At 72.9% G+C, this 18,927-nt stretch carries 17 protein-coding genes; 7 read left to right on the top strand and 10 right to left on the bottom strand.

Annotated features, from left to right (window positions below):
* Window position 1 precedes the first annotated feature (1 nt).
* The 5 genes from QFZ71_RS27765 to QFZ71_RS27745 are packed head-to-tail and all read right to left on the bottom strand — an operon-like array spanning window position 2 to window position 5,177.
* Window positions 2-874: a glycosyltransferase family 2 protein gene (locus tag QFZ71_RS27765; RefSeq protein WP_307670897.1), complete on the bottom strand. Its 873-nt coding sequence runs from the start codon at window positions 872-874 to the stop codon at window positions 2-4.
* A gap of 8 nt (window positions 875-882) precedes the next feature.
* Window positions 883-1,662, bottom strand: coding sequence for a CDP-alcohol phosphatidyltransferase family protein (locus QFZ71_RS27760; RefSeq protein ID WP_307670896.1), 780 nt, complete (start codon window positions 1,660-1,662; stop codon window positions 883-885).
* The gene (locus tag QFZ71_RS27755; RefSeq protein WP_307670895.1) at window positions 1,640-2,701 is read right to left on the bottom strand and encodes an iron-containing alcohol dehydrogenase family protein; all 1,062 of its coding nucleotides are present in this window, start codon (window positions 2,699-2,701) and stop codon (window positions 1,640-1,642) included. Before QFZ71_RS27755 ends, QFZ71_RS27760 begins: the two co-directional genes overlap by 23 nt.
* The gene (locus QFZ71_RS27750; protein ID WP_307670894.1) at window positions 2,689-3,426 is read right to left on the bottom strand and encodes a phosphocholine cytidylyltransferase family protein; all 738 of its coding nucleotides are present in this window, start codon (window positions 3,424-3,426) and stop codon (window positions 2,689-2,691) included. The genes QFZ71_RS27755 and QFZ71_RS27750 overlap by 13 nt, the downstream gene beginning before the upstream one ends.
* Window positions 3,423-5,177: a DUF5941 domain-containing protein gene (locus QFZ71_RS27745; RefSeq protein WP_307670893.1), complete on the bottom strand. Its 1,755-nt coding sequence runs from the start codon at window positions 5,175-5,177 to the stop codon at window positions 3,423-3,425. Before QFZ71_RS27745 ends, QFZ71_RS27750 begins: the two co-directional genes overlap by 4 nt.
* Window positions 5,178-5,493: 316 nt before the next feature.
* On the opposite strand from QFZ71_RS27745, the gene galE reads away from it, so the two are divergent.
* The 3 genes from galE to idi all read left to right on the top strand — a co-directional run bounded on the left by galE (window position 5,494) and on the right by idi (window position 8,435).
* Window positions 5,494-6,483, top strand: coding sequence for a UDP-glucose 4-epimerase GalE (galE, locus tag QFZ71_RS27740; protein ID WP_307670892.1), 990 nt, complete (start codon window positions 5,494-5,496; stop codon window positions 6,481-6,483).
* Between the two features lie 259 nt (window positions 6,484-6,742).
* Window positions 6,743-7,684, top strand: coding sequence for a cation diffusion facilitator family transporter (locus QFZ71_RS27735; RefSeq protein WP_307670891.1), 942 nt, complete (start codon window positions 6,743-6,745; stop codon window positions 7,682-7,684).
* Window positions 7,685-7,841: 157 nt separating this feature from the next.
* Window positions 7,842-8,435 (top strand): isopentenyl-diphosphate Delta-isomerase, encoded by a 594-nt coding sequence (gene idi / locus QFZ71_RS27730; RefSeq protein ID WP_307670890.1) that lies wholly within the window; start codon window positions 7,842-7,844, stop codon window positions 8,433-8,435.
* Window positions 8,436-8,501: 66 nt separating this feature from the next.
* On the opposite strand, the gene QFZ71_RS27725 is transcribed toward idi, so the two are convergent.
* Both QFZ71_RS27725 and QFZ71_RS27720 read right to left on the bottom strand, forming a co-directional pair.
* Window positions 8,502-8,957 carry an ATP-binding protein gene (locus tag QFZ71_RS27725; protein WP_307670889.1) on the bottom strand — a complete coding sequence of 152 codons (456 nt, stop codon included), beginning with the start codon at window positions 8,955-8,957 and terminating at the stop codon, window positions 8,502-8,504.
* A 146-nt stretch (window positions 8,958-9,103) separates the two neighbouring features.
* The gene (locus QFZ71_RS27720) at window positions 9,104-9,727 is read right to left on the bottom strand and encodes an HdeD family acid-resistance protein (RefSeq protein WP_307670887.1); all 624 of its coding nucleotides are present in this window, start codon (window positions 9,725-9,727) and stop codon (window positions 9,104-9,106) included.
* An 80-nt stretch (window positions 9,728-9,807) separates the two neighbouring features.
* On the opposite strand from QFZ71_RS27720, the gene QFZ71_RS27715 reads away from it, so the two are divergent.
* Window positions 9,808-10,581 carry an enoyl-CoA hydratase/isomerase family protein gene (locus QFZ71_RS27715; RefSeq protein ID WP_307670886.1) on the top strand — a complete coding sequence of 258 codons (774 nt, stop codon included), beginning with the start codon at window positions 9,808-9,810 and terminating at the stop codon, window positions 10,579-10,581.
* Window positions 10,582-10,600: 19 nt separating this feature from the next.
* Here the strand turns inward: QFZ71_RS27715 and QFZ71_RS27710 are convergent, their stop codons facing one another.
* Both QFZ71_RS27710 and QFZ71_RS27705 read right to left on the bottom strand, forming a co-directional pair.
* Window positions 10,601-11,236 carry a DJ-1/PfpI family protein gene (locus QFZ71_RS27710; protein WP_307670885.1) on the bottom strand — a complete coding sequence of 212 codons (636 nt, stop codon included), beginning with the start codon at window positions 11,234-11,236 and terminating at the stop codon, window positions 10,601-10,603.
* A gap of 55 nt (window positions 11,237-11,291) precedes the next feature.
* On the bottom strand, window positions 11,292-12,311 hold the full coding sequence (locus tag QFZ71_RS27705; RefSeq protein WP_307670884.1) for a GlxA family transcriptional regulator: 1,020 nt from the start codon (window positions 12,309-12,311) through the stop codon (window positions 11,292-11,294).
* 148 nt (window positions 12,312-12,459) lie between these two features.
* Here QFZ71_RS27705 and QFZ71_RS27700 point away from each other — a divergent pair, with 148 nt between their 5' ends.
* Together QFZ71_RS27700 and QFZ71_RS27695 are read left to right on the top strand one after the other, a co-directional pair.
* Window positions 12,460-13,329 (top strand): hypothetical protein, encoded by an 870-nt coding sequence (locus QFZ71_RS27700; protein WP_307670883.1) that lies wholly within the window; start codon window positions 12,460-12,462, stop codon window positions 13,327-13,329.
* A 187-nt stretch (window positions 13,330-13,516) separates the two neighbouring features.
* Window positions 13,517-15,928 carry a Tex family protein gene (locus QFZ71_RS27695; protein WP_307670882.1) on the top strand — a complete coding sequence of 804 codons (2,412 nt, stop codon included), beginning with the start codon at window positions 13,517-13,519 and terminating at the stop codon, window positions 15,926-15,928.
* 220 nt (window positions 15,929-16,148) lie between these two features.
* Here QFZ71_RS27695 and QFZ71_RS27690 read toward each other — a convergent pair whose 3' ends face one another.
* Window positions 16,149-17,786, bottom strand: a complete 1,638-nt coding sequence (locus QFZ71_RS27690) for an ABC-F family ATP-binding cassette domain-containing protein (RefSeq protein WP_307670881.1) — start codon at window positions 17,784-17,786, stop codon at window positions 16,149-16,151.
* A 125-nt stretch (window positions 17,787-17,911) separates the two neighbouring features.
* Here QFZ71_RS27690 and QFZ71_RS27685 point away from each other — a divergent pair, with 125 nt between their 5' ends.
* Entirely contained in the window at window positions 17,912-18,859 is a 948-nt protein-coding gene (locus tag QFZ71_RS27685) for an FAD-dependent oxidoreductase (protein ID WP_307671605.1), read from the top strand.
* Window positions 18,860-18,927: the final 68 nt, after the last annotated feature.

The following is an 18,927-nucleotide window of genomic DNA, read 5'->3' as shown; positions in this document are numbered from 1 at the left end:
CTCAGATGACCGGAGGGCGGCCCAGCCTCGTCAGCCGCCATACCGTACGCCACCTCATCGGGCGACGAGGTCCGCAGGGGGCCGACCAGCCTTCCCGGAATCCGCCGAACCATGCCTTGAGCGCGGGTGGCGACGGGCGCCTGACCAGGGTCAGCAGCAGCCAGACCCCCAGGTAGAGGGGGATCAGCGGACCGGGCAGATTGCGGCGGGCGAGCCAGACCCGGTTGCGGGCCACCATGCGGTGGTAGACCGCGTGCCGGGACGGGGCGGTGGTGGGGTGGTGCAGCACCATGTCCGCGCGGTAGTCGATCATCCAGCCCGCGTCCAGCGCCCGCCAGGCGAGGTCCGTCTCCTCGTGGGCGTAGAAGAATTCCGCGGGAAGCGGGCCCACCTCGGCGATGACCCGTGTCCGTACGGCGTTGGCGCCGCCCAGGAAGGTCGTGACGCGCGAGGAGCGCAGCGGGTCGGCGGCCCGCAGCCGGGGCACGTGCCGCCGCTGGGTGGCCCCGGTGCCGGGGTCGGTGATGCGGAAGGTGACGATCCCGAGCTCCGGGTCCGCCGCGAACGCCTGCCGGCACAGCTCGGCGGTGTCCCGGTTCGGGAGCAGCCCGTCGTCGTCCAGGAAGAGCAGCGCGTCCACGTCCGCCCCGCAGGGGCCGAACGCCTCGATGCCGACGTTGCGGCCGCCGGGGATGCCCAGGTTCTCGGGCAGCTCCACGGTGCGTACCCCCGCGGGCACGTCCGGGACCGGGGCGCCGTTGCCGACCACCACGACCTCGATCCGGTCACCGTGCTGGGCGGCGACCGAATCGAGGAGGGCGCGGAGTTCGTCCGGGCGGTTGCCCATGGTGATGATCACCGCACCCAGTTTCATGGGCAGCGTCACTTCAGCCTGCTGGACGCCAGGACGGAGACCAGGTGCAGCAGGGTCTGCAGCAGCGCGATGCCGGCCATCACGGCCACGGTGAGGCGGGTGTAGAACAGGTCCCCCCCGATCGCGTCCACGACGGCCACCACGAGGATCACCAGCGACGCCTCGATGCCGAGGATCAGCCGGTGGAACTTGAGCGCCGCCGCGGCCCTGCGGGCCAGCGCCATCCCGGAGGAGCGCGGCTCGGAGGCGGCCTCCTTGACCGGCGGCAGCCCGCCCTGGTGCCGGGCCACACCCACCAGGTCCGTCTCGGCCTTGATCAGGATCGCGCCGAGCGCGGCGAGGGTCCCGAGGAAGGCCCAGAGCCAGTCGATCCGGCCCTCGCCCCAGATGTCGGCGGCGCGCAGGCCGAGACCGACCAGCACCGCCGCGTCGCAGAGGTAGGCGGCGACCCGGTCCAGGTAGACCCCGCTGAGCGAGTACTGCTTCTTCCAGCGGGCCAGCTCGCCGTCCACGCAGTCGAACAGCAGGTAGAGCTGGACCATCAGCACACCGAGCACGGCGCCGGGGATGCCCGGCACCAGCAGCGCCGGCGCCGCCAGGGCGCCGGCCAGCGTCATCACGTACGTGACCTGGTTCGGGGTGACCCTGGTGTTGACCAGGTAGCGGTCCACCCGCAGCGAGACCTCGCGCATGTACATGCGCCCGGCCCAGTGCTCGCCGCTGCGCCGGTCCTTCACCCCCGGCGGGTGCACGACCGGACGGAGTTCAGCTACTGATGGTCGTCGCATAGTCGGCGTACGCGTCCCTGATCTGGTCGGTGGACAGGTTGAGGTGTTCCAGGATCGTGAAGCGTCCCGGACGCGTCTGCGGCGCGTAGGCGACGGCCTCCACGAACTCGTCGACGCTGAACCCGATCTCCTGCGGCAGCACCGGCAGGCCGTGGCGGCGCAGTATCGACGCCATCAGGAGGGCCTCCTGGCGGGCGCCGCGCAGGTGCATGGCGAAGCAGGCGCCGAGGCCGACCTGCTCACCGTGGCTCGCCGCGCGCTGGGGGTACAGCAGGTCGAAGGCGTGGTTGATCTCGTGGCAGGCGCCGGACGCCGGACGCGAGTCGCCCGCGACCGACATCGAGATGCCGGTCAGCACGAGCCCCTCGGCCAGCACCTTCAGGAAGGCGTCGTCGCCCACGCCGCCGGGGTGGCGCAGCACGGCCTCGCCCGCCTGGCGGGCCATCGCGGCCGCCAGACCGTCGATCTCCTCGCCGTTGACCTCGTGGGCCAGCTCCCAGTCGGCGACGCAGGAGATGTTCGAGATCGCGTCGCCGATGCCGGAGCGGACGTACCGGGCGGGCGCCTCACGGATCACGTCGAGGTCGATGACCACGGCGATCGGGGTGGGGACCCCGTAGGAGCCGCGCCCGTTGTCGTTGTCCAGCGTGGCGACCGGCGAGCACAGTCCGTCGTGCGAGAGGTTCGTCGCGACGGCGACCAGGGGCAGCCCGACCCGCGCCGCGGCGTACTTCGCCACGTCGATGATCTTGCCGCCGCCGAGACCGACCACGGCGTCGTACCGGTTGCCCTTGATGCCGTCGGCGAGCTTCACCGCGGAGTCGATCGTGCCGTCGGACACCGGGTACCAGTCGGCGCCCGGCAGGACCGGGGCGAGCCTTTCCCGCAGGGCGCGCCCGGAACCGTCGCTGATGGCGATGGCGAGCTTGCCCGAGGAGGAGATCCGCTGATCGGCCAGGAGACCCGCCAGATCGTCCATGGCGCCGCGTCGGATGTCGACGACGACCGGGGACGGAATGAGCCGGGTCAGTACTGGCACGCGATCTCCCGGCCCTTGGCGAGGTCGTCGTGGTTGTCGATCTCGACCCAGGTGACGGTGCCGATGGGGGCGACGTCCACGGTGAAGCCGCGGTTGACCAGCTCCTGGTAGCCGTCCTCGTAGTAGAGGTCGGGGTCGCGCTCGAAGGTGGTCTTCAGCGCGTCCGCCAGCTCCTCGGCGGCCTCGGCCTCGATGAGGGTGACACCGATGTACTCACCGGTCGCGGTGGCCGGGTCCATCAGCTTGGTGATGCGCCGGACGCCCTTGCCCTCCTCGGTGATGACCTTCATCTCCTCGTCGGCGAGGCTCTTCTCGGTGTCCAGGGCGAGGATGATCTTCTGGCCCTTGCCGCGGGCGTCCAGGAGGGTCTTCTCGACGGAGACCGGGTGGACGGTGTCGCCGTTGGCGAGGATCACACCGCGCTTGATGACGTCACGGGCGCACCACAGGGAGTAGGCGTTGTTCCACTCCTCGGCCTTGTCGTTGTCGATCAGCGTGAGGGTGAGGCCGTAGGTCGCCTCCAGCTCGGCCTTGCGGGCGTAGACGGCCTCCTTGCGGTAGCCGACGACGATCGCGACCTCGGTGAGCCCGACCTCGGCGAAGTTGGCCAGCGTGAGGTCGAGGACCGTCTTGTCGCCGTCGACAGGGACGAGCGCCTTGGGGAGCGTGTCCGTGTAGGGGCGCAGACGTCGTCCTGCACCGGCTGCCAGTACGAGGCCGATCATGCGAGTTCTCCTTCGTCGTGTACGGCGGGCGCCGAGGAGGACACCCAGAAGCGGATGGACTCCACGAGCACCACCAGAGCCACGGCGACCGCGAGCGCGGTCAGGGCCGTGGTGAAACCTGAGGCATGGGTGAGTACGGCGGCGAGGACGGCCACCAGCGCGGTACGGCCCTCGTGTCCACCGATCGTCCGCACCAGCCACCCGGGCGGCGCGCCGGTGCCTCCGCGGATGCGGTACACCGTGTCGTAGTGATGGTAGGCGACGGCCGAGACGAGCCCGAAGGCCGCCGGAACGGCGTGCGGGACGTCGCTGCGGGCCGCCAGCACGAGGATCGTGACGTACTCCCCCGCCCGGAAGAACGGGGGCACCAGCCAGTCGAGCGCGCCCTTGAGCGGGCGGGCGACGGCCAGGCCGGAGAGGAGCGCGTACACCGCGGCGGCTGCGACGGTGAACCAGCTGCCGTACGGGAGGAGGAGGGCGGCGCCGATCATCACGAGGGTGCCGAGCAGGGCGACGGCCGGGGCCGTGAACGCGCCCGGAAGGCCGGGGGCGACGGAGGCGACGGCGCGGGCGAGCGGGCCGGAGTCCGCGAGGTCCGCGAGTGCCTGCGCCGCGCGGTCGGTGCGGCGGGCCTTGCGGGTCAGTGAGCGCAGCAGGCGGCCCGCGGTGGTGTAGCAGGCGGCCAGGGAGCAGCCGACGAGCAGGGCGTAGAAGACGACGCGCGGGGTGGTGAGGGCGGTGAGCACCGCGATCATGGCCCAGCGCTCACCGATCGGCAGCACGATCATCCGGCGTGCCCAGACCGTCCAGCCGACGCTGTCGAGCTTGTCGGAGAGGGCGGCGGTGGGGCTGGTGTTGGCGACCGCGTCGTGGTTGGCCTCGTTGAACGAGAAGTCCACGACGTGGCGGCACGCCTGGAGGACCATCGCGCCCAGCGCGAGGACCCACACGTCGTCGCCGCCGCGCACGGCCCCGATGGCGAGCCCAGCGTAGTAGGCGTACTCCTTGGCCCGGTCGAAGGTGGCGTCCAGCCAGGCGCCCATCGTGGAGTACTGGAGCGAGTAGCGGGCGAGCTGCCCGTCGGTGCAGTCCAGCACGAACGAGACCAGGAGCAGGATCCCCGCCGCGACGTAGCCGCTCCGGGTTCCGGTGGCCGCCGCGCCCGCCGCGATGAGCGCGGTGATCAGCGAGGCGGTGGTGACCTGGTTCGGGGTGAGGCCGCGGCGGGCGCACCAGCGGGCGATGTAGCGGGAGTACGGGCTGATGCCGTAGGTGGTGAAGAAGCCGTCGTGGGCCTTGACCGCGCTGCGCAGCCGTACCGCCTCGTCGTCGACCGAGGCGAGACCGGCCTCGGCGGCGGCCTGCTGCTCCGGGTCCGTGGGGACGGCCGCGACGAGCGAACCGAGGGCGGGGCGCTGCACGGCGATGCCCTCGGCCTCCAGCGCGACGGCGATGCGGCCCGGAACCGTGCGGTCCTCGGGTGCCGGGTCGGCGTCGGGCTCGACGACGGGGGCCCCGGCGCCGACGGCGGCCGTGGTGTGCCGGAGCGCGCGCAGCAGGGCGCCGCGCGCCTCGGGCAGGGCGGTGAGCGCGCCGGGGACCGTGGCGGCCGGGAAGCGCGGGTCGGTCAGTCCGAGCCGCAGCGCGTGGACGTGGCCGACGAAGCGCGGGTCGACGAGGGCGACCCGGCGGCCGGCCGGGACGGCGGCGAGCAGGGCTGCGGCGTCACCGGCGTCGGCGGCGGTCCGCACGTCGAAACCCAGGGACCGCAGGTCGTCCGCGAGCGACGACCCGGGTACCGGCGTACCGGTGAGGATGGCGGTCGACAGACGAACTCACTCCTTGGCACTGGCGTGGACGACACACGGGGACGCGGCCACGTGGCGGGCCGGCGGCGTGTCGGCTGAGGCTATCGGATGAACGGAAGGCCGAGTTCACCGCCCGTTTGTGCGCCGTTCGGGTGGACCCGAGAGCCCGCCCGGCGCCGACGATCATCATCATCGATCGGGGGCCCGGCCCACAAACCGCCGGTCGGTTCCGGCGGTCCGGGCGCTTAGGCTGGCGGTCATGACATGGCTGATCACAGGCGGGGCGGGATACATCGGGGCACATGTGGCGCGCGCCATGGTCGCGGCGGGCGAGCGGGTCGTGGTGCTCGACGACCGCTCCAGCGGCCTGGTGGACCGGTTGCCGGAGTCCGTCACGGTGGTGGAGGGCTCCGCCTCCGACCGGGCCCTGCTGGAGAGGGTGCTGGCCTCCCACGCGGTGAGCGGCGTGGTGCATCTCGCGGCGAAGAAGCAGGTCGGCGAGTCCGTGGAGAAGCCCCTGCTCTACTACCGGGAGAACGTCGCCGGGCTGGCCGTCCTGCTGGAGGCCGTGGTCGCGGCGGGGGTGCCGCGCTTCCTCTTCTCGTCCTCGGCGGCCGTGTACGGCGTACCGGACGTGGATCTCATCACCGAGGAGACGCCCTGTTCCCCGATCAACCCGTACGGCGAGACCAAGCTCACCGGCGAGTGGATGGTGCGGGCCACGGGCCGGGCCCACGGGATCGCGACCGCCTGCCTGCGGTACTTCAACGTGGCGGGTGCGGCGGCGCCGGAGCTGGCGGACACCGGGGTCTTCAACATCGTGCCGATGATGTTCGAGCGGGTGACGCGCGGCGAGGCCCCGCGGATCTTCGGGGACGACTACCCGACGCCGGACGGCACCTGTGTCCGCGACTACATCCATGTCGCGGATCTGGCGGAGGCGCATCTCGCCGTCGCGCGGCGGCTGGACGCGGCGGGCGCCGGTGACCTGACCCTGAACGTCGGCCGGGGCGAGGGCGTCTCGGTGCGGGAGCTGGCGGAGGTGATCGGCGAGGTGACGGGGCACGGCCTGAAGCCGGTGGTCGAGCCGCGCCGGGCCGGGGACGCGCCGAAGGCGGTGGCGTCGGCGGCGCGGATCGCCGAGGAGGTGGGCTGGACGGCCCGGCGGGGCGTGCGGGAGATGGTGGAGTCGGCCTGGGAGGGCTGGTGCCTGCGCCACCCCGAGGCCCTCGCGCGCCGGCGTCCTTGATCATGTCCGCGGACCGGCGGCCCTGATGGTGTCCGCGGACCGGTGTTCCTGATCATGTCCGCGCGGGAGCGTTCCGGATCGGGTCGGCGCGGGGGTGTCGCGGTCCTTCGACGCTCTGACCTGCGGAACGTTTCCGCAGGTCAGAGCAGATGACAACGGTGTTCAGTCCCGTGTTGCCCGATACCCCCCACCCGTAGTTCACTGGGCCGGGCCGGGCGGTTCCGCCCCGGCACGTCCTACGGACCTGGAGGCGTTTCGCATGGGGGCTGGCCACGATCACGGGCACACGCACGGCGGTCCGCCTCCGACGGGCACGGCGGCCGCCGCGTACCGGGGCAGGCTCCGGATCGCCCTGGCGATCACCCTGGGCGTGATGGTCATGGAGATCGTCGGCGGGGTGCTCTCCGACTCGCTGGCCCTGATCGCTGACGCCGCCCATATGGCCACCGACGCCCTGGGTCTCGGGATGGCCCTGCTCGCCATCCACTTCGCCAACCGCCCGGCGGCCCCGCACCGCACGTTCGGCTTCGCCCGCGCGGAGATCCTGGCCGCTCTCGCCAACTGCCTGCTGCTGCTCGGTGTCGGCGCCTACCTCGTCTATGAGGCGGTGGAGCGGTTCATCACCCCGGCGGGGACGAAGGGCGGCCTCGCCATCGCGTTCGCCGCCGTCGGCCTGGTGGCCAATGTCGTCTCCCTCTCCCTGCTGATGCGCGGGCAGAAGGAGAGCCTGAACGTGCGGGGCGCCTATCTGGAGGTGATGGCCGACACGCTGGGCTCGCTCGCCGTGATCATCTCGGCGGGCGTCATCATGGCGACCGGCTGGCAGGCCGCCGACCCGATCGCCTCGCTGGTGATCGGCCTGATGATCGTCCCCCGGACGGTGAAGCTGCTGCGGGAGACCCTGAACGTGCTGCTGGAGGCCGCGCCCAAGGACGTGGACATGGCGGAGGTACGGGCCCACATCACGGCACTGCCCGGAGTCCTGGACGTCCATGACCTGCACGCCTGGACGATCACCTCGGGCATGCCGGTGCTCTCGGCGCATGTGGTGGTACGCCAGGAGATGCTGGACTCGATAGGGCACGAGAAGGTGCTGCACGAGTTGCAGGGCTGCCTCGGGGACCACTTCGACGTGGAGCACTGCACCTTCCAGCTGGAGCCGAGCGGTCACGCGGAGCACGAGGCGCGCCTCTGCCACTGAGGCGTCTCGGGCGCCGGGCCGCGCCTCTCCCCTCGGCGGGTGCGGCGGAACGGACATGCCCGGACCCGAAGTACGGACAAGCGGCTTCGGTACGGCAGACTTGACCGGACTCCAGGGGCCCGGCGCACCAGGCCGGGGACCAAAGCGAAGGATGGGTATGCCGACCACACCAGCCACCGCGACGCACAGCTCGTCGGACGGAACCGCAGAGGCGATCATGCTCGAACTGGTCGACGAGAACGGCACCACCATCGGCACCGCGGAGAAGCTGGCGGCCCATCAGGCCCCCGGTCAGCTGCACCGCGCGTTCTCCGTCTTCCTCTTCGACGAGCAGGGGCGGATGCTCCTCCAGCGCCGGGCGCTCGGCAAGTACCACTCCCCCGGTGTCTGGTCGAACACGTGCTGCGGGCACCCCTATCCGGGCGAGGCCCCGTTCGCGGCGGCCGCGCGGCGTACGTACGAGGAGCTGGGGATCTCGCCCTCGTTGCTGGCGGCGGCGGGCACGGTCCGCTACAACCACCCGGACCCGGCCTCGGGGCTGGTGGAGCAGGAGTTCAACCACCTGTTCGTGGGGATGGCCCAGGAGGCCCTGGAGCCGGACCCGGAGGAGGTCGGGGAGACGGCCTTCGTGACGGCGGCCGAGCTGGCGGAGCGGCACGCGCGGGCGCCGTTCTCGGCGTGGTTCATGACGGTGCTGGACGCGGCACGGCCGGCGATCCGCGAGCTGACGGGGCCCTCGGCCGGTTGGTGACCCTCGGGGTGTCCGGCGGATCCCGACCGGGTCCGCCGGCCCCCCGGCCCGGTCGGACACGGCCGCTCAGAGCCGCGTCTTCAACGGCAGCGCCGCCCAGATGATCTTGCCGCCGCCCGCCGTGTGCTCGACGTCGCAGGTGCCGCCCGCCTCCGCGGTGATCACCTTGACCAGCAGCAGGCCGCGGCCGCCGGTCTGCGCGTAGTCCGTCTCCAGGGCGGTGGGGCGGTACGGGTGGTTGTCCTCGACGGAGACCCGGACCCAGTCGGCGGCGATGGCCACCTCGACGGCCAGCTCGGGCGAGAGGAGCGCCGCGTGTTTGACGGCGTTGGTGACCAGCTCCGAGACGATCAGCAGCAGCCCCTGGAGGACGTCGTCCTCGATCGGTGCACCCTGCCGGCCGAGGAGGTCGCGCACGGCGTGCCGGGCGCTGGGCACGGAGGCATCCACGGCGGGGGCGGTGAAGCGCCACACCCCCTCGTACGACACGGGGTCGGCGGGGGCACTCCCGAGGCTCTCCATCGTCCGGCACCAGCTCTCACTCGCACTGCACTGACCGTCGAGTAAAGAGTGTTGGGAATGGCTTGGTCCGCCCCGTGCCACTGGCCGGAAGTAGCCAGGTATCGGCGCTATTTGACCAAACGTGCCGTTCCTTGAGCGATTCTGGACTATTTCGGTTTGCCTTCTGGCGACTTACCCCATCTGCCGCCACTCAGGGTCGCCTCATCGCGCCGCCCCGAGACCATGCCGACGACGCGCCGTCCGCCGATGCCGAGGGCGACCAGGCCGAGCCCGTCGAACAGCAGCGCCAGCGAGAAGAAGCAGCCCAGGACGTACAGACTGCTGTGCGGCCAGTCGAACAGCACCAGCAGGCCCAGCAGCAGGCCGAAGGCTCCCTGCAGCAGCGTCCACCCCATCTGCGGGCCGCGTACCACGACGCTGCCGACGAGCCGGAAGACCCCGCCGGTCAGGAAGAGCAGGGCGGCGAACATGGTCAGTGCCTCGGCCGTGCCCTCGGGGTGCTTGATGACGACGACGCCCGCGGCGATGTTGAGGGCCGCGACCACGACGCCCAGCCAGAAGTAGTTCGTGCCGCGCGACTCGATCGTGTGCAGCAGCCCGACCAGGCCGCCGACGAGCAGCAGCCACCCGAAGAGGAGCATCGAGGTGAGGGTGGCGACGCCCGTGTAGACGAGGCCGAGGACGCCCGCGATCACCAGCAGGGCGCCGAGCAGGACGAGCCGGCCGAAACTGCGGTTCAGTCTCCGGCCCTCGGTGGTGGGTTCGTTCATCGACAGCTCCTCACGGTGCGTGCCCGGTTCGCGACCCCTTCCTGATCATAGGTTCGAACCGTGGGGATAGCATCCGGCGCATGGACCGTACGGAGCCCCGGCTCATCCCGACCGTCGCGCACGGCGTCGCCACCGTCGTGATCGCGAATCCCGCCAAGCGCAACGCCATGACCCCGGTCATGTGGCGAAACCTGCCGGAGCTGCTGGATCGGCTGGCGGCCGATCCGGCGGTCCGGGTGCTGGTGCTGACCGGGGCCGGTGACACCTTCTGCGCGGGGGCCGACATCTCCGCGCTGCGGGAGGGCGCGGAGACCGCCCAGGACCTGGCGGTCGCGGCCGAGGACGCGCTCGCCGCGTTCCCCCGGCCGACACTGGCGGCGGTGCGCGGCTACTGCGTGGGCGGCGGCGCCCAGCTGGCCGCCGCCTGCGACCTGCGGTTCGCGGAGGAGGGGGCCTCCTTCGGGATCACTCCGGCCAAGCTCGGCATCGTCTACCCCGCCTCCTCGACCCGGCGGCTGGTCGCCCTGCTCGGCCCGGCCACCACCAAGCACCTGCTGTTCTCGGGCGAGCTGATCGGCACGGAACGGGCCCTGCGCACCGGCCTGGCCGACGAGGTGCTGCCGGTGGGCGGCCTGGACCGGCGGGTCGAGGAGTACGTACGGGTACTGGCGTCCCGGTCCCAGCTCACCCAGGCCGCGGTGAAGGAGTTCGCCGCGGGCCGGACGGACCGGGACGCGCACTGGGCCGGCGAGGCACGGGGCAGCGAGGACACGGCGGAGGGCGTCACGGCCTTCCTGGAGCGGCGTGCGCCCCGCTTCACCTACACCACGGTCCCCACCGGGGCAGCCAGGTGACGCGGCGTACGGACCGGGGCTACCGCGTGCTGTGGCGGCTCCTGGCCCGCCACTCCTCGACGAGGGCCGCCGGGGCCTTCTCGGGCGAGCCGCTGTCGTAGGGCGGCTGCGGGTCGTACTCCGTGAGCAGTTGCACCGAGCGCGCCACGTCGTCGCCCGCGATCCGGCCGAGCAGGGTCAGCCCCATGTCGATGCCGGAGGAGACCCCGGCGGCGGTGACGTACTTGCCGTCGAGGACGACACGTTCCCCGGTGGGCTCGGCGTCGAACTCCTTCAGCACCTCCAGCGCCAGCCAGTGCGAGGTGGCCCGGCGGCCCGTGAGCAGTCCGGCGGCGGCCAGCAGCAGCGATCCGGTGCAGACCGAGGTCGTCCAGGTGGTGGCGGCGTCTGCCGTACGCAGCCAGCCGAGCAAGGTCTCGTTCTCCATCTGGTCGCTCTGTCCGGGGCCGCCCGGCACGATCACCACGTCCGGTGACGGGACCTCGGCGAGCGTCCTCTCTGCGACCAGGGCGAGGCTCCCGGTGTCGTTGCGGACCGGACCGGTCCGCTCGGCCACGAAGACGGTCTCCGCTCCGGGGGCCCTGCTGAGGATCTCGTAGGGGCCCACCGCGTCCAGGGCGGTGAAACGGTCGAAGAGCACGATGGCGATCTGCACGGGAACGGCCTCTCTGTCGGTCGGTCAGGTGGTGCGGCTCGGGTGCTTGTACAGGTCAGGTTCGGGTGCGCTCGTACGGTTCGGATGCGGGTCGGCGCGTACCGTCCGGGTACGGGGCAGGGGTGCGGAAGCGGCGGCGGTACTCGGCCGGAGCCGCCGCGAGCGTCTTCACGAAGGCCCGGCGCATGGCCTCCGGCGTGCCGTATCCGCTGGCGCGGGCGACCTGCTCGATGCCGTCGGCGGTGTCCTCCAGGAGGCGCCGCGCGTGCTCCAGGCGGACGTGCTCGACGTACCGCCCCGGTGTCGTCCCCGTCTCCGCCCGGAACGCGCGGGCGAAGTGCCGGGGCGAGAGCCGGGCGCGGGCCGCGAGGGTGTCGACCGCGAGGTCGGCGGCGGGGTTCCGGTCGATCCAGAGCTGGACCTCGCGCAGCGGTTCGCGCCGGGCGGTCCGGGCGCTGAGCTGGGTGCTGAACTGGGCCTGGTTGCCGGGGCGGCGCAGGAACACCAGGAGGTGCCGGGCGATGGTCAGCGCGAGCTCCCGCCCGTGGTCCTCCTCGACGAGGGCGAGGGCGAGGTCGATGCCCGCGGTGACCCCCGCCGAGGTGGCCAGCCTCCCGTCCCGTACGAAGATCGGTTCCGGGTCGACGTGGACGGCCGGGTGGTCACGGGCGAGCCGCTCGCAGTAGTTCCAGTGGGTGGTGACCCGGTGCCCGTCCAGCAGACCCGCCTCGGCCAGCAGCAGCGCCCCGGTGCACACGGAGACCAGCCGCTCCGCCAGGGGCGCGTGCGCGCGCAGCCAGCCGGTCAGCTCCGGATGGGAGCCACGGGTGCCCTGTCCGCCGGGCACCAGCAGCGTGTGCGGTACGGGCGCGTCGGCGAGTCCGCCGTCGGGCACCAGGGTGAGGCCGCCGGTGGCCCGGACCGGGCCGCCGTCGAGCGACGCGGTCCGCAGGCCGTAGGAGACCCCGGCCGCCCGCGAGGCGCCCGCGAAGACCTCCATCGGGCCGCTCACGTCGAGGCTCTGGACGCCGTCGAAGAGGACGACGAGCACGGTTCGCTGCTGCACGTCCGCCATCCTGGGCGGCGGGCGGTGACGGCCGCAATGACGAATACCCCACCTTTCCTGCCATCGCCCCGCCACGGCGCGACGGTCCGCCGCCGCGTGAGGCCGTCCGCCACCCCAGGGGTACCACGTCGTACCGACCAGTCGGTAACGTTCTGGCATGACTACTCTCCCGGCCCGCGCGGAGCGCCGCTGCCACAACGCCGTCAACCCGCTGCACTCCTGCGTCTTCTTCTCGCCCGACCTGGGCGCCGAGATGGCGAAGATCGGCATCGAGGATCCGGCCACCGCCTACTTCGCCACCCGAGCCGCCGCGCTCGGCGCGGTCGGGGCGGGCACCGTCACCGCCACCTTCTACAACTTCAACCCGGTGCTGGTGGCCGGCTGTGTGCCCGCGGTCTGGGAGACCGCCTCCCCCGACGTGGTCCTCGGAGCCCGCCTGCGGGCGGCGGACTCGACACTGCGCCGCCTGCTCGGCGAGGAGGCCGTCGCCTCCGACGGGATGGCGGAGGCGGCCCGGCTCGCGCTGCGCGCCACCGAGGCGTGCACCCCGCACGCCCGCCCGCTGTACGCCGCGCACGCGGATCTCCCGGTGCCCGAGGAACCGCACCTGGCGTTCTGGCACGCGGCGACGCTGCTGCGCGAGCACCGGGGCGACGCACATCTCGCGGCGCTGCTCGCGGCCGGCCTGGACCCGCTGGAGTCGCTGGTCAGCCACACGGCCACCGGCAAGGGCATGGCGATCCGCTGGATCCTCGCCTCCCGCGGCTGGCGCCGCACCGACTGGGAGGCGGCGTGCGAGCGGCTGCGGGGACGCGGGCTGCTGGAGCCGGGCGAGGAGCCGGCGCTGACCGACGCCGGTACGGCGCTGCGCGCGGAGGTCGAGGAGGCGACGGACCGCATGGACGTCGCCCCGTACGAGCACCTGGGCGCGGACGGCGTGGAGCGGCTGACCGAGCTGGCGCGCGGCTTCCTCTTCACGGCCGCGGCGGCCGGAGCCTTCCCCGCGTCCGTGACCGGCCGGGGCTGATCCCGCACCGCCCGGGGCCCGGCCCGCGCCGCCGGGCCCCGGGCGTGTCGCCCGAGGTCACGCGACACACCCCCCGGCCACGCGGCACAATGCAGGCGCGGGGGATGCCCCCGGCACAGCAAGAACGTGCTCATCGGGACCGAGCACGGCCAGCACAGCCAGTACGAGAAGGCGAGTCGGGAAAACCGTGACGACGTCCATCGAAGGCAGGATCGCCGAGGAGCTCGGCGTACGTGAGCGACAGGTCAGGGCGGCCGTCGAGCTGCTCGACGGCGGATCGACCGTGCCGTTCATCGCGCGCTACCGCAAGGAGGCGACCGAATCCCTCGACGATGCGCAGCTGCGCACGCTGGAGGAACGGCTGCGCTATCTGCGGGAACTGGAGGAGCGCCGTGCGGCGATCCTCGACTCCGTACGCGAACAGGGCAAGCTCGACGAGGCGTTGGAGGCGAGCATCCGGGCCGCCGAGACGAAGGCGCGCCTGGAGGACATCTACCTGCCGTTCAAGCCGAAGCGGCGGACGAAGGCGCAGATCGCCCGCGAGGCGGGGCTCGAACCGCTCGCGGACGGCCTGCTCGGCGATCCCTCGGCCGACCCGCTCACGGCCGCCGCCGCGTTCGTGGACGGCGACAAGGGTGTCGCGGACGCGGCGGCCGCCCTGGAGGGGGCCCGCGCGATCCTCACCGAGCGGTTCTCGGAGGACGCCGACCTGACCGGCGAACTGCGTGAGCGCATGTGGACGCGCGGCCGGCTGGCGGCGAAGGTGCGCGACGGCCAGGAGGAGGCGGGCGCGAAGTTCGCCGACTACTTCGACTTCGCGGAGCCGTTCACCGCACTGCCCTCGCACCGGGTCCTGGCGATGCTGCGCGGCGAGAAGGAGAACGTGCTCGACCTGGCCCTGGAGCCGGACGCGCCCGAGGCTTCGGAGCAGCCGGGCCCGTCCTCGTACGAGAACATGATCGCCCGCCGCTTCGGCGTCGCGGACCGGGGACGCCCCGGTGACAAGTGGCTGACGGACACGGTGCGTTGGGCCTGGCGGACCCGCATCCAGGTACACCTCGGCATCGACCTGCGGCAGCGGCTGCGCACGGCGGCGGAGGACGAGGCGGTGCGGGTCTTCGCGTCGAACCTGCGCGATCTGCTGCTCGCCGCCCCGGCCGGGACCCGCGCCACGCTCGGCCTGGACCCCGGTTTCCGTACGGGGGTGAAGGTCGCGGTCGTCGACGCGACCGGCAAGGTGGTGGCCACCGATGTGATCCACCCGCATGTGCCCGCCAACAGGTGGGACCAGGCGCTGGTGAAGCTCGCGCACCTCGCGAAGGAGCACGCGGTCGATCTGATCGCGATCGGCAACGGCACGGCGTCCCGTGAGACGGACAAGCTCGCCGGTGAACTGATCGACAAGCACCCGGAGTTGAAGCTCACCAAGGTGATGGTCTCGGAGGCGGGCGCCTCGGTGTACTCCGCCTCCGCGTTCGCCTCGCAGGAACTGCCCGACATGGACGTGTCGTTGCGCGGTGCCGTCTCGATCGCCCGGCGGCTCCAGGACCCGCTGGCCGAGCTGGTGAAGATCGACCCGAAGTCGATCGGCGTCGGCCAGTACCAGCACGACCTGTCCGAGGTGAAGCTCTCCCGTTCGCTGGACGCGGTCGTCGAGGACTGTGTGAACGGTGTCGGCGTGGACGTCAACACCGCGTCCGCACCGCTGCTTTCGCGGGTTTCGGGCATCAGCTCGGGGCTGGCGGAGAACATCGTCGCGCACCGGGACGCCCACGGCCCCTTCCGCTCCCGCAAGGCGCTCAAGGACGTGGCACGGCTCGGCCCGAAGGCGTACGAGCAGTGCGCGGGCTTCCTCCGGATCCGGGGCGGCGACGACCCGCTCGACGGTTCCAGCGTGCACCCCGAGGCGTACCCGGTGGTACGGAGGATGGAGAAGAGCGCGGGCGGCGAGGTGGCCTCGCTGATCGGCAACACGGAGGCGCTGCGGGCGCTGCGCGCGGCGGACTTCGTGGACGACATGTTCGGACTGCCGACCGTGACGGACATCCTCAAGGAGCTGGAGAAGCCGGGGCGCGACCCGCGCCCGGCGTTCCGCACGGCGACCTTCAAGGAGGGCGTCGAGAAGATCGGCGACCTGGAGCCGGGCATGGTGCTGGAGGGCGTCGTGACGAACGTGGCCGCGTTCGGGGCATTCGTCGATGTCGGCGTCCACCAGGACGGACTGGTACACGTGTCGGCGCTGTCGAAGACGTTCGTGAAGGACCCGCGCGACGTCGTGAAGCCCGGGGACATCGTGAAGGTCAAGGTCATGGACGTCGATGTGCAGCGCAAGCGGATCTCGCTGTCGCTGCGGCTCGACGACGAGCCCGGTGCGGGCGGCGGCCCCGGCGGCGGGCAGGGCCGTGGTGAGCGGGGCGGCCGTCCGCCGAAGCAGCGCCAGGGCCAGGGGTCCGGCGGCGGCCGGGACCGGCGCGGCGGTGGCGGGGCACGTCAGGGCGGCCAGGGCGCTCCGACCCCGGCGAACAGCGCGATGGCGGACGCCCTGCGGCGGGCCGGCCTCACCGACCCGAAGCCGGGCGGCGGCGGCCGGGGGCGCTGAGCCCCGGGGCCTTCGGGGGCGGGCCGCCGTGTGCGGGCCGCCCCCGCTCGCTTGCTCGGTGACGGGCCGCGGACGGCTTGCCTCCCGTTCCGTCGGGGGCGAAGGGGGGCTGCGGTGGTCACGGCGGTGGGGGTGCGGTCCGCACGCGGCCCCGTGACCGAGCGCAGACCTCGTGGCCGCGCTCAGACCTCGTGGCCGCGCTCAGACCTCGTGGCCGCGCTCAGATCTCCTTGACCTGACCGCCCGCCACCTCGATGCGGCGGTTCGTGCGGACCGCCTCCAGCATCCGCCGGTCGTGCGTGACCAGCAGGAGCGTGCCCGTGTACGTCTCCAGGGCCGCCTCCAGCTGCTCGATGGCGGGCAGGTCCAGATGGTTCGTCGGCTCGTCGAGCACCAGGAGGTTGACGCCCCGGCCCTGGAGCAGCGCGAGGGCCGCGCGGGTGCGTTCCCCCGGCGACAGACTGGTCGCGGGGCGCGTCACATGGTCCGCGCGGAGCCCGAACTTGGCGAGCAAAGTGCGCACTTCGGCCGGCTGCGTGTCGGGCACGGCCGCGCAGAACGCGTCCAGCAGGGACTGCGCGCCGAGGAACAGCTTGCGGGCCTGGTCCACCTCGCCGACGACGACGCCCGAACCGAGCGCGGCATGACCGGAGTCCAGGGGCAGCCGTTCCAGCAGGGCGGCGAGCAGCGTGGACTTGCCGGCACCGTTGGCCCCGGTGATGGCGACCCGGTCCGCCCAGTCGATCTGGAGCGAGGCCGGGCCGAAGGTGAAGTCTCCGCGCACCACGCGGGCGTCGCGCAGGGTTGCGACCACGGAGCCGGAGCGCGGGGCGGAGGCGATCTCCATCCGCAGCTCCCACTCCTTGCGGGGCTCCTCCACGACGTCGAGACGTTCGATCATGCGCTGGGTCTGACGGGCCTTGGCGGCCTGCTTCTCGCTGGCCTCGCTGCGGGCGTTGCGGCCGAGCTTGTCGCCGTCGGTGGCCTTGCGCCGGGCGTTCTTGACGCCCTTGTCCATCCAGGAGCGCTGCATGTGGCCGCGCGCTTCGAGGGACGCCTTCTTGTCGGCGTACTCCTCGTACTCCTCGCGGGCGTGCCGCCGGGCCGTCTCCCGCTCCTCCAGGTAGGCCGCGTAGCCACCGCCGTACAGGGTGATCTGCTGCTGGGCGAGGTCCAGTTCCAGCACCTTGGTGACCGTACGCATCAGGAACTCGCGGTCGTGGCTGATGACGACGGTGCCCGCGCGGAGGCCGGAGACGAAACGCTCCAGGCGCTCCAGGCCGTCGAGGTCGAGGTCGTTGGTGGGCTCGTCGAGGAGGAAGACGTCGTAACGGGAGAGCAGGAGCGAGGCGAGACCGGCGCGGGCCGCCTGGCCGCCGGAGAGCGCGGTCATCGGCCGGTCGAGGCCCACGGTCAGCCCCAGCTCGGCGGCGACCTGCCCGGCCCGCTCCTCCAGGTCCGCGCCACCGAGGGCGAGCCAGCGCTCCAGGGCCTCGGAGTACGCGTCGTCCGCGCCCGGAGCGCCCGCGACGAGGGCCTCGGTGGCCTCGTCCATGGTGCGCTGGGCGTCGGCGACGCCGGTGCGGCGGGCCAGGAACGCGCCCACGGTCTCGCCGGCCCGGCGCTCGGGCTCCTGCGGGAGGTGGCCCACAGTGGCGGTGGGCGGGGAGAGCCGCAGCTCGCCCTCCTCCGGGCGGTCGAGTCCGGCGAGCAGGCGGAGCAGCGAGGACTTCCCCGCGCCGTTGGCTCCGACGAGACCGATCACGTCCCCGGGGGCGACGACGAGGTCGAGCCCGGCGAAGAGCGTGCGGTCGCCGTGTCCGGCGGCGAGGTCCTTGGCGACGAGAGTGGCAGTCATCAGGGTGCCGATCCTAGCCGCGACGCCCGGCGCCTTCGCTCCCTGCCGGCCCTGGCTCGGGGCTTCCCGTTCGGTTAGCGTCCGGGCAGCGAGGGACGCGGGCCGGGAGGACAGGGGTGACCGGGATGCCGGACGTGATCGTGGTGGGCGGCGGCGTCGTCGGTCTCACCACCGCCGTGACGCTGGCGGAGCGCGGGCTGCGGGTGCGGGTCCGGTCCCGCGATCCGGCCGGGGCCACGACGTCGGCGGTGGCGGGCGCCCTGTGGTGGCCGTACCGGATCGAGCCGGCGGAGCGGGTGGGCGCCTGGTCGCTGGAGACGCTGGCGGTGTACGAGGGGCTGGCCGCCGCCCCGGAGGAGACCGGCGTACGGCTGGTGGCGGGGCTGCACGGCGGGGAGCGGCTCACGGCGCTCGGGCCGTGGGCGGCGGGGCTGAAGGACGCGGTGGAGGTGGCCGAGGGGCTGCGGGTGACGCTGCCGCTGCTGGACATGCCGGTCCACCTGGCGTGGCTGGAGCGGCGGCTCGTGGCGGCGGGCGGCTCGGTGGAGCGGCGGGCGGTGTCGGGGTTCGGTGAGGCGGCGGAGGAGAGCCCGGTGGTGGTGAACTGCACGGGACTCGGGGCGCGCGAACTGGTGCCCGACGCCGGGGTGCGGCCGGTGCGGGGGCAGTTGGTCACGGTGGAGAACCCGGGGATCGAGGAGTGGTACACCGAAGCGGATCCCGCGTCGGCCGCGACGACGTACTTCTTCCCGCAGCCGGGGCGGCTGGTGCTCGGCGGTACGGCCGAGGCGGACGATCCGCGCACCGAGCCCGCCCCGGAGACCGCTCGGGAGATCGTGGCACGGTGTGCGCGGATCCGGCCGGAGATCGCCGGGGCGCGGGTGCTCGGCCACCTGGTGGGGCTGCGTCCGGCACGGGGGGCCGGGGTGCGGATCGAGGCGGAGGCGCTGCCGGGAGGCGGTCTGCTCGTGCACAACTACGGGCACGGCGGCGCGGGCGTGACCGTGGCCTGGGGCTGCGCGCGGGAGGCGGCGGCGCTGGTGGGCCGAACGGGGTCCGGCCCCGCGGTGTGACCCGGTGCCGGGCACGGGCCACCCCGGCACCGGGCACGGGCCAGGGGGTACCGGGTCGGAAGACGCCC

It is taken from the genome of Streptomyces sp. V2I9, from assembly GCF_030817475.1.
GTDB lineage: Bacteria > Actinomycetota > Actinomycetes > Streptomycetales > Streptomycetaceae > Streptomyces.
Note: the sequence above shows the minus strand (reverse complement) of the source record. Positions and strands in the feature narration are given on the sequence as shown.

Bases quoted from the DNA above. Each gene is read 5' to 3' on its own strand.
- QFZ71_RS27705 (WP_307670884.1), bottom strand. From the start codon at position 12,311: ATGGCGGACGTGCAGCAGCGAACCGTGCTCGTCGTCCTCTTCGACGGC.
- QFZ71_RS27765 (WP_307670897.1), bottom strand. From the start codon at position 874: ATGAAACTGGGTGCGGTGATCATCACCATGGGCAACCGCCCGGACGAA.
- QFZ71_RS27690 (WP_307670881.1), bottom strand. From the start codon at position 17,786: ATGACTGCCACTCTCGTCGCCAAGGACCTCGCCGCCGGACACGGCGAC.
- QFZ71_RS27700 (WP_307670883.1), top strand. From the start codon at position 12,460: ATGACTACTCTCCCGGCCCGCGCGGAGCGCCGCTGCCACAACGCCGTC.
- QFZ71_RS27685 (WP_307671605.1), top strand. From the start codon at position 17,912: ATGCCGGACGTGATCGTGGTGGGCGGCGGCGTCGTCGGTCTCACCACC.
- idi (WP_307670890.1), top strand. From the start codon at position 7,842: ATGCCGACCACACCAGCCACCGCGACGCACAGCTCGTCGGACGGAACC.
- QFZ71_RS27725 (WP_307670889.1), bottom strand. From the start codon at position 8,957: ATGGAGAGCCTCGGGAGTGCCCCCGCCGACCCCGTGTCGTACGAGGGG.
- QFZ71_RS27735 (WP_307670891.1), top strand. From the start codon at position 6,743: ATGGGGGCTGGCCACGATCACGGGCACACGCACGGCGGTCCGCCTCCG.
- QFZ71_RS27750 (WP_307670894.1), bottom strand. From the start codon at position 3,426: ATGATCGGCCTCGTACTGGCAGCCGGTGCAGGACGACGTCTGCGCCCC.
- QFZ71_RS27720 (WP_307670887.1), bottom strand. From the start codon at position 9,727: ATGAACGAACCCACCACCGAGGGCCGGAGACTGAACCGCAGTTTCGGC.
- QFZ71_RS27715 (WP_307670886.1), top strand. From the start codon at position 9,808: ATGGACCGTACGGAGCCCCGGCTCATCCCGACCGTCGCGCACGGCGTC.
- galE (WP_307670892.1), top strand. From the start codon at position 5,494: ATGACATGGCTGATCACAGGCGGGGCGGGATACATCGGGGCACATGTG.
- QFZ71_RS27760 (WP_307670896.1), bottom strand. From the start codon at position 1,662: ATGCGACGACCATCAGTAGCTGAACTCCGTCCGGTCGTGCACCCGCCG.